The sequence below is a fragment of the Agrobacterium sp. NPDC089420 genome (genome assembly GCF_044900305.1).
Classification (GTDB): Bacteria; Pseudomonadota; Alphaproteobacteria; order Rhizobiales; family Rhizobiaceae; genus Agrobacterium.
Genome location: NZ_JBJDMY010000043.1, coordinates 1 through 9,744, shown reverse-complemented (window position 1 = coordinate 9,744; position 9,744 = coordinate 1). Strand labels below are relative to the sequence as shown.

Here is a 9,744-nt window from a genome sequence, read left to right as displayed (position 1 = left end):
ATCCGGTTCCGGCAAGACCACCTTCGGTCAATCGCTGCTGCGGCTGAACGAGCCGGTGGGCGGCGAGGTGGTCTTTGATGGCGAGAGGGCTGAAGGCGGAGAACGCCTCGCTGCGCCGCGACTTGGACCGCATGAAGAGATTGAGCGCGGTGATCGCCGAGACGGGTAGACTTCCATGATTAGGTGTCTGAAGTCTGGTCCTCGGAGCCGCGCCGTCGTGGCCCCGACAGGCCGTGGGAACTGGATCGCAGTGAATGAGGCACAGGGACCCGCGACGTCCCGTCGTGGGTGGCCGCAGTGAACGGAGAGCCAGAGCCCATGGCAGGGGCCAATCAACGACGGGGTGGCGCAGAGGGGCAGACGTTCCTGGTCCTTGGTGAGCGTTCTGAGCAGTCTTCTTGGGAGCTGTCCATCACCTCCGTTCATGCCAGCCGGTTCGGCGACCATGTTATCATTGGCCGTGACGCGACCGAGCAGCTCCGTCGTGCACTTGTCCCTTCGAAGAGGTCGCCGCGCGATCCGGCCGTGGGCGAGACGTGGCGCGTCACGGGTTCCATCCAGCTCCATTCCGAATATGGACCGCAGCTCCATGCCGAGGTGGCCCTGCCCTTGGTGACCAAGGGACGGGCGATCATCCGGCATCTCGCCGCCGACAAGCGGTTTGTCGGTATCGGCTGGGCGACGGCGGAGAAGGTCTGGGATCGCTTCGGCGAGGCCATCTACGACATCATCCGGGATCGTGACCTGAGGGCGCTCGCGGATGTCGTCGGCGCAGACAGAGCCATCGCAATCATCGACGGGTTCGGCATGCTCGCCGAGGAGATCGAAATCTTCCGATGGCTGGATCGATACGGCGTCTCGCCTCGTGTGGCTGGTGCTGCCGCCCGCGTATGGGGTGTTGGAGCCATCGACCGCATCAAGGCCGACCCTTTCACGATGACATTGCTGGAGTCTTGGAAGGACGTCGACGCAAGAGCGTTGCGGCTGGGCGTCGCCCTCGACGACCCGAGGCGGCTGACGGCCGCCGTCGAGAAGGCGTTGGCCATTCGCTTCCGGGCAGGAAACATGGCCTCCCCTTCCCCGGTTCTGAAGCCTCTAGTGAAACGCCTGCTCGCACCTTGGCCCGGCGATCCGGTGACTGCCATCGATCTGGCCTTGGCCAACGGTCGCGTGGTCTCACCGTCACCCGATCTTCTTCAGTCGAGAGCCTGTCGGTTCATGGAGGAAGAGGTCGCTCGACAGATCGGCGAGCGCATCGGCCGCGAAGTTCCGGGATTCGACGGGAAGCTGGTTGTCGAGGCGGTGGCCAAGGTTGAGGCGGAGATCGGCTACGCCTTGACCGATGCGCAGCGCGAGGCGGTCTTCATGGCCACGACCTGCGGCGTCTGCGTGATCAGCGGCGGCGCTGGCACGGGCAAGACGACCGTCGTCAGGGCGATCCTTGCCGCCTTGGAGGCCGTCCGAGACGGCCTTCCAGCTTCGCAGCGCCAAGGCTTCGAACACCTGCAGGTCGCCCTGGCAGGTCGTGCCGTCAGGAAGATCAGCGAAGCGACAGGCCGCCCGGCAAGCACCCTCTCGCGACTGGTGCACGAGATCGAAAATGCTGGCCGCCGTGTCCGGGCAGGAACCGTCATCTTCGATGAATCCTCGATGCTCGACACACCCTCGATTTATCGGGTGCTCGCTCAGTTGCCCATCGAGGTGAACCTGATCTTCATCGGCGATCCCGGACAACTTCCGCCTATCGGTCCCGGCCTGCCCTTCCACACCATGGTGAAGGCGGCAAGCATTCCATCGGTCACCCTGGATGTCGTTCACAGGCAGGATGACGCCACTGGCATTCCTTCCGTTGCTTCCGCCGTGCGCACCGGACAGGCGGTCGGTCTCCGGCGTTTCGATCCGAATGTTGCGTTGGCACCTGGCGTCTATCTCTTCCCGGCGTCGAAAGACGACGTGGCGGCAAAGACAGTAGCCGCCTTCCGCGCTATGTGCGGGCGGGTTCCTCTCTATGGCAAGACGGCGGCCCTGCACGAGATGGATGTTCAGATACTCACGCAGGTGAAGAACGGACCCGCCGGATCGAAGGAGCTGAACCGAGCCATCGAGGTCGAATACATGGGCAAGCAGCCCAATGTTGAGGATTGGGGTCTGAGCGTCGGCTCGAAGATCATGTGGTTGAAGAACGACTACTCGAAAGCCCCTCAGGTAGACGCGGAAGGGAAGCCTGTCGTCGACAAGGTGACCGGCGATCCGATCTGCGCTGGCTTCATGAACGGCTCCCTGGGCGTCGTCACCAAGGCCCATCCCAAGGGTGCCTGGGTTCAGTTCGACGACGGCGCTGAAGACGTGATCACCACGGCCGATCTTGAGAAGCTCACTCATGGATGGGCGATCAGCGTCCATAAGGCGCAAGGGTCGGCGTTCAAGCGAGTCATCATCCCCGTCGTCCGGTCGAAGCTGCTGGACCGGACCATGCTCTACACCGCGATAACTCGGGGCATTGAGACCGTCGTTCTCGTCGGCGACATCGATCTGATCAACGAGATAGTCTTGTCAGCTCCAGCAAGTTTACTGCGCGATCACGGCTTAGGATTCGACAGCTAGATCATCAGATTTATGTTGCGAGCGAGCCTGACAGCGCCGACCATGTAATAGAATGGTCACTCCGAGGAAATGATGCCAGCCGCTTCCCCCGCCCTCCAGTCGCCAGATGAGTTGTGTCATCATATCGAGTCGAAGCTATCCGGCACGGCCATCCTTGTCGTGGGAGTCTGTGGAGCTGCGGGTGCCGGGAAGTCGACGTTGTGTGACAAGATGGTCGGCATGTTACGTTCAAACGTGGTCCGCCTGGATTGCGATCAGTTCTCGTCTCACAGCTACATGGAGCGACAAGGCCGTATTGCTAAGGCGACGAGTTCCGGAAACCCAGAATGGATCGAACGCGAAGAGAATCCGAAAAACTGGTACGCCTTCGATGATATCATCTCGGCTCTCCGCGATCTCAAATCCAAACGCACTCACACCTATGATAGGGCTTGGAACAGGCAAACAGGCGAGTTGGACGAACGATATGAAGTGGCGCTGGATGGCGATGGCCCGTCTATCATCCTCTGCGATTGCATTTACCTTCTACATCCACCAATCAGGGCGGCACTGGATGTCGCGATCCTTGTTGAAACGGACGCGGAAATCGTCACAGAGCGCGGGCGACTTCGCTCGAAGGGAGATACGGGTCGCGCGTCCTATATGGAAAGCCTTCGGCAAAAGTATTCTGTTCCATACTTTGAGACGTTCGGTCGCCACGCCGACATCCGCTACAAAGGCGAGAGTTAGGCACACCTTGAAGCAACATATACCCGTCACCGATATCAGCAACTGATCGCCTGCAATCTGCTAATTGAACGGAGACATCACCGTAAGCGTTTTACTGTCTGCGTCCAAGACAGCCTCAGTGCCGATTGGGATAGCCACAGCGTCTGCACCGTGCCCAAGTGGCAGCCCACCCAAAACTGGAATTCCAAGCTCCGCAAGTCGATCCCGCAGAACGTCGACCACGGTCCAACCCTTAGACGGGGCGAAGTTCGTGAATTGACCGACAGCCACCCCCTTCACGCCTGCAAGGGAACCACTTTTGATTAGTCGTGTGAGATTGCGGTCGATGTGACCGAGGCCTTTCTCCACGTCTTCGATCAGCAGTATCGCGCCATCAAGGTTAGGAAGTGTCCAGCCTGCCGCCGTTGCGATCATGTCCAGGTGGCCGCCTATGAGTGTGCCGCTGACCTTCCCAGACGTCGTTAGGGCAGCGCTCGGCTCGTCTCTATCTGAATAAATGATAGTGTCAGCCACAGTTGAAATGATCCGTTCGAACGATCTGGAAGAGGTCTCACCTGATTGAACGGGGTTCCATGCCGCGCCATGTATTCCTGGCACTGAACACTGCTTCCAGATCGCCAAATGGAGGATCGTGATCTCGCTAAAGCCGATCAGGACCTTCGGGTTCGCACGCATGGCAGCGAAGTCGAGGCCATCTGCAATCCGGTAGGCACCCTTTCCGCCCCTTGTCGCTATGATGGCTCGGACGGTCTCGTCCCTGATAGCGTCATTGAGGTCTGCTAGACGGTCTTCATCCCGCCCAGCCAAATAGCCATGTCGATCGAGGGCGTGGGTTCCCAATTGCGGTTTGAGGCCGAGTCCCTCAAGGAATGCGATGCAGCGATGCACGTCAGCTTCATCAGGGGGGCTTGCTGGCGATACCAATCGGACGATGTCTCTGGCAGCTAGTGCTGCTAACTTCGGCGTCTCAATCGATTCCATTGTCACCTCAGTTCCAGCCCAAAGGAGCCACTTGCTCAATTAGGTCTTTGATTATCGAATTGAGTGCGGCGGGTTGTTCCATCGGCACGTAGTGTCCACAATCCGGGATGACGTGCAAATAGCCATTGTAGGCCGAGGCTGCCTGGTCCGCGCATGTGGACGTTCCTGGCAATACGTCCGTGTCGCCCGTGACGACATACACGGGGCCACGAAATGTGGATAGAACATCGCCTCTGCTTTGACGGCTATGGAATGCCCTCACGCCTCGCACTACGTCCTCAAGCGGCTGACGCATAAGTATATCCTCCGCTTCAGCGATGATCGCAGGGGAAGTGTTCGGGGAGAAAGCGGGCTTCCACCACTCCTGCCAAGCAGCCTTTAGCCCTATCCGCTGGAGGTCATCGGCGTAGGTTGGGTTCACCCTTGAATCCACCCGCCTTGCAGCCGTCGTCCCTATCAGGATCACCCCGGCGACACGATCCGGCGCGAGTGCTGCAACCTCCAAGGCGCATGAGCCGCCAACCGAGCAGCCGACGACAATGATTTTGTTGCCCTTAGGAAGCTTCAGGGCTTCGGCTGCCCAGTCTTCCACGCGGTCACCAAGACCATAAAGAGTCGGCGCATACGTTGCACCTGGTAGGAGGTCGAGTTGAGCGGCCCACATCGAACCATCAAGAGGTAGCGCGTGGAGCAGAAGTAGGTCCGGGTTCATGTGGATGGCTCTAACGTTAGCGGATCACGCCAGCGATGGGGCTGCGTTTCTTTGTGAAGATCACGATATCGTTTTATGTTGTCGGCAGATACGACCGTGATCGCCCTCCCACCAACCTCCATTAAATCTTCATGCAGCAACGGGGTATCCCAACGGAAAGGAACGTCGCCCCAAAAGAGCGTAAAAGGCCCCTCCCCATCCTGTACCAAGGTTATCTCGCACAGCGTGCCATGAAAGCGAAAGGCTCTTTTGTGCCGGAAGCGCTTCAGCGGAACCTCTTCGAACTCAGGAATGTCCCTAAGCTTGGAATCCAGTTCTTCGAAGGTCTCGTTGCGATAGAGCATGTCGATATCACGGTGAGCGGAGGGCTCACGGAGCCCCAAAACTTCCTCCGCCCAACCACCAAAGAGATCGCAGATAATCCCTGAACTTCCTAGCTTGGCTATAACGGTGGCAACTTTCTCTCGGGTATTCTCCATTGGCCTGTCGATCCCGCGTCGAGTTGTCTCTGTGCTGTGATGGTCGCCGTTCAGAACTTCTAGGTCAATGACGTATTATACGCGGGCGGTAAGCAACAGGGGCCTACCTTGTGCCCTGGAATAATGGCGGGGGGTGTTGCGATTCCAGCCAGTGCGCAAAGCAACAAAAGCATGGAAAACGGGCGCGCAACACCCGTTTCGATCTCGGGACGTCGAAAGCCCTTATCGTATCAGGCTTCGTGGTTACTCACTCACCCAGCTTCAATGCCGAAACCGCACTCTTTGGAACTTTATCTCATATGTGCTGCCATTGTTGACATCTAAATACGACTTATGTCCTTGGGCGGTGCTTTAGGCCAAAATCCTTGACTGATTGAGATGTCTGGATCAAGCTGAATACACTTTAGGCATTCCGCTCGCTCAAAATACTTGGAATTGGCCATGCCTGCGAAGCAAAGTGTTGCCTCAACGCAAGCCGGCTAGCACAGATGATCACGGCATCGGTGTCAATCAAAGCATCCGCAGCGGCCACACCAGTAGTAGCCGCCCACCTTTCGCTAAGGCTCGGAACGATCAAAGCCACGCGCGGCGTGATCCGCCTTGCTCAGGTTGGTAGCCATCGGCGCCCCGTGTTTCCAAGGCCGATGCAAGTTACTGTCATCATGGCAAATTCTCCTCAGCGAAAATGGGTCTCGGGTGCGGCACGAAATAATTACTCACCACGCTCGGCTCGACTTCAGCCAGCGATCTCGGTGTCCATTGCGGTTTCCGGTCCTTATCGATCACGGCGGCGCGGACACCTTCGTAAAAATCAGCGCTCTTTAAGACCGCTTGCGTAGCGGCAAACTCTCTCTTGAGGCATTCCTCAAGCCGTTTATCGCTCGCTCCGAGACGCAGTAGACGCAGGGTCACTTCGAGTGAAGTCGGCGACTTGGAAAGCAGCATCTTGCAAGTTGCTTGGGCGAAATCTTCCGTCATCGTTTCAAGCGAACCAATTATTTCCTCGACTGACGAAGACCTGAACGCGGTTTCCACGATCGCACGGACCTCCTCCGTAGCACCCGGTTCGGGCGTCGTCGCGAGCGCTGCAATAGTCTCCTTTACCCGAAAGGCTGAGCTCCCCGCGGGCAACGTGCAGAGCCTGTCAGCCAACTCGTCCAGCTTCTCATGCAGTAGATGGAAGTCGGCAAGACCGGCAGCCATTGCATCCGCCGCCCCGACCTGCGTACCAGTGAGGCCGAGATAGGTGCCCCATTCCCGGTTCGGCCGGGAGAGCAACCAAGTTCCGCCGACATCTGGAAAGAAGCCAATGCCCGTTTCCGGCATGGCGAGCCGCGTCTTGTCAGTGACGATCCTATGGCTGCCATGCGCTGAAATGCCGACGCCGCCGCCCATAACCAGCCCGTCCATGATTGCCACATAAGGCTTGGGAAAGCATCCGATGCGGGAATTGAGAACATACTCCTCGCGCCAGAAGGTTTCGGCAAGCGGCGTGCCGGCCTTGCCGCTATCATAGAGCATACGAATGTCACCGCCGGCACAAAGCCCGCGATGACCTTCGCCGGTAAGCAACACAACGATTACGTCTGGATTCTCTTCGAAGGCATCCAAGGCAGCGTTAATGGTGCGCACCATATTCAGCGTTAGGCTGTTTAATGCCTTCGGCCTGTTCAGGCTTATATGGCCAAGCGAGCCGGAACGGCTGACCAGCACTTCAGGTTCTTCGATCATTCTGTCCATAAGCGCTCCTCTTACCCTCCGCCGACGATCGCGCGGGAAATGATCACGCTCATGATCTCGTTGGTGCCTTCGAGTATCTGGTGGACACGAAGATCACGGACAATCTTTTCGACACCATATTCGCTGACATAGCCATAGCCGCCGAATAGCTGCAATGCGCCGTTGGCCACCTCGAAGCTCCGGTCGGTAACGAATTTCTTCGCCATGGCGCAGAGCAGCGTGGCATCCGGCGTGCGGTCGTCCAACGAGCGTGCGGCGCGCATGAGGAAAGTGCGCGACACTTCAAGCGACGTCGCCATGTCAGCAAGCCGGAATTGGAGCGCCTGAAAATCGATGAGCGCCTGACCGAAGGCGCGACGCTCGCGCATATAGGCCACCGCCTTCTCGTAGGCTGCCTGTGCGCCACCAAGCGAGGCAGCCGCGATATTCAACCGCCCGCCGTCGAGCCCCGCCATCGCGATCTTAAATCCGTCACCCTCTTCGCCAAGTAGGTTGGCGGCAGGAATGCGCACGGCGTCCATGTTGACCGTACGCGTTGGTTGAGCGTTCCATCCCATCTTACGTTCATCGGCACCAAAGGAGAGACCCGATGTGTCCTTTGGAACGAGAAACGCCGAGATACCTTTCGGGCCGTCCACTCCCGTTCTCGCCATGACCAGGTAAACATCTGAGGTGCCTGCGCCGGAGATAAACTGCTTCTGCCCGCTCAACACATAGTCGTCGCCACTACGCACAGCCTTGGTCCGGAGAGCCGCGGCATCCGAACCGCTACCGGGTTCGGTCAGGCAATAGCTGCCGAGTTTCTTCATCGTCACGAGGTCAGGAAACCACAGCGCCTTCTGCTCGTCACTGCCATAGTGATCGACCATGCCTGCCACCATGTTGTGGATCGAGATATAAGCGGCAATCGACGGACAACCACGCGCCAACGCTTCAATGATCAACACCGCCTCCAATCGGCCAAGCGCTGAGCCGCCAGATTCCTCTCGCACATAGATACCACCCATGCCAAGCTCGCCGGCTTTCTCCAATGTGTTGACTGGAAAGACCTTTTTATAGTCCCATTCGATCGCGTGCGGCGCAAGCTCTTCTTCGGCGAAGGCACAGGCCATATTAACGATCGCGGTCTGTTCTTCTGTCAGTAAAAAATCCATCGGTCCTCCCATCGTTGGATGCTCAGGTTTTCGCACTATTTTTTGCACCGTGATATAGGCAATTATCAACTATTGCTGTGCAAAAATTCACATACGAGCACCATTGAACGGAGATCTTTATGATCTTTCCTAGCGGTGGTGTGCGCCGGAAATCTGATGGCCCGCCCGCCGCTTAGAGGTCAATCATGCAGCTCTCAGTCACAAGGCCGCCCCAGGCAGCCTTAAATGCAGAACTTTTCAACCGCATGTAATGGGCTATGTACTGACGCCGCAGGATCGCCGCCTTTGTCCCGCACCGAAAACATAAAGAGCACCATCTACCGCATTCAACATAATATCCTAGTGCTTTGCCCCCAAAAACTGGACCATTCATGATAGAGCTTGACCTGCCACGGGTAATTTCCTCCAGAATTGGTTAGAGTCCGGCCCATTGAGGACGGACGCATGAAGAAGCAGAGATTTACGGAAGAGCAGATTATCGGGGTGCTGCGTGAGCAGGAGGCTGGCGCGAAAGCGGCTGACCTGTGCCGCAAGCACGGGATTTCCGAGGCGACATTTTACAACTGGAAAGCCAAATACGGCGGCATGGAGGTCTCCGAGGCAAAGCGGCTGAAGGCGCTTGAGGAGGAGAACGCCAAGCTGAAGAAGCTGCTGGCCGAGCAAATGCTGGATGTTGCCGCACTCCGCGAGCTTCTTTCAAAAAAATGGTAGGGCCTGCCGCCAAGCGTGATGCCGTCGCGCACCTGAAGGCCGTCATGGCTCTTTCGGAACGGCGGGCCTGCCAGATCATATCCGCCGACCGCAAGATGGTCCGCTACCGATCCCGCCGACCACCGGAGGTCGCACTGCGGACGAAGCTGCGCGATCTCGCCAACGAGCGGCGACGTTTCGGCTACCGACGGCTGTTCATTTTGCTTCGGCGTGATGGAGAGCCATCAGGCGTCAATCGCATCTATCGGCTGTATCGCGAGGAGGGTCTTTCCGTTTGCAAACGGAAGGCTCGGCGACGTGCCGTGGGCACACGTGCGCCGATCCTGGTGGAGGCGAAGGCCAATGCGCGATGGTCACTGGATTTCGTCCACGATCAGTTCGCCTGCGGCAGGCGTTTCCGCGTGCTTAACATTGTCGATGACGTCACGCGCGAATGCCTGGCGGCCATCCCGGACACGTCGATCTCCGGCCGTCGTGTTGCTCGCGAACTGACGACACTGATCGAACGGCGCGGTAAACCCGGAATGATCGTCTCCGACAACGTCCTATATTCGGAATGCAGCGCCGTTTTGGCAGCAAGTCGTTATCGCATCGGTTCTGCCGATGCGTTTGAATTATGATGTAGGCCAGGGCG

Annotated in this window: 7 protein-coding genes and 1 pseudogene; 3 read left to right on the top strand and 5 right to left on the bottom strand. The window is 58.1% G+C overall.

What is annotated here, in order from left to right:
• Positions 1–318 precede the first annotated feature (318 nt).
• Together ACI2KA_RS26475 and ACI2KA_RS26470 are read left to right on the top strand one after the other, a co-directional pair.
• Complete coding sequence (locus ACI2KA_RS26475; protein ID WP_404505416.1) at positions 319–2,604, top strand: AAA family ATPase; 2,286 nt, start codon at positions 319–321, stop codon at positions 2,602–2,604.
• Between the two features lie 72 nt (positions 2,605–2,676).
• Positions 2,677–3,333 (top strand): hypothetical protein, encoded by a 657-nt coding sequence (locus ACI2KA_RS26470; RefSeq protein WP_404505415.1) that lies wholly within the window; start codon positions 2,677–2,679, stop codon positions 3,331–3,333.
• 60 nt (positions 3,334–3,393) lie between these two features.
• Here ACI2KA_RS26470 and ACI2KA_RS26465 read toward each other — a convergent pair whose 3' ends face one another.
• The 5 genes from ACI2KA_RS26465 to ACI2KA_RS26445 form a co-directional block, all read right to left on the bottom strand.
• On the bottom strand, positions 3,394–4,314 hold the full coding sequence (locus ACI2KA_RS26465; protein WP_404505414.1) for an LD-carboxypeptidase: 921 nt from the start codon (positions 4,312–4,314) through the stop codon (positions 3,394–3,396).
• Between the two features lie 7 nt (positions 4,315–4,321).
• Positions 4,322–5,026 carry an alpha/beta fold hydrolase gene (locus ACI2KA_RS26460; protein ID WP_404505413.1) on the bottom strand — a complete coding sequence of 235 codons (705 nt, stop codon included), beginning with the start codon at positions 5,024–5,026 and terminating at the stop codon, positions 4,322–4,324.
• On the bottom strand, positions 5,023–5,505 hold the full coding sequence (locus tag ACI2KA_RS26455; RefSeq protein WP_404505412.1) for a nucleotidyltransferase domain-containing protein: 483 nt from the start codon (positions 5,503–5,505) through the stop codon (positions 5,023–5,025). Before ACI2KA_RS26455 ends, ACI2KA_RS26460 begins: the two co-directional genes overlap by 4 nt.
• A gap of 660 nt (positions 5,506–6,165) precedes the next feature.
• Positions 6,166–7,245 (bottom strand): enoyl-CoA hydratase/isomerase family protein, encoded by a 1,080-nt coding sequence (locus tag ACI2KA_RS26450; RefSeq protein ID WP_404505411.1) that lies wholly within the window; start codon positions 7,243–7,245, stop codon positions 6,166–6,168.
• An 11-nt stretch (positions 7,246–7,256) separates the two neighbouring features.
• A complete protein-coding gene (locus tag ACI2KA_RS26445) occupies positions 7,257–8,399 on the bottom strand; it encodes an acyl-CoA dehydrogenase family protein (RefSeq protein WP_404505410.1) in 1,143 nt (380 codons plus the stop codon).
• A 444-nt stretch (positions 8,400–8,843) separates the two neighbouring features.
• Here ACI2KA_RS26445 and ACI2KA_RS26440 point away from each other — a divergent pair.
• Positions 8,844–9,694 (top strand): annotated as a pseudogene (locus ACI2KA_RS26440) (IS3 family transposase); the annotation flags it as partial.
• Between the last annotated feature and the right edge of the window lie 50 nt (positions 9,695–9,744).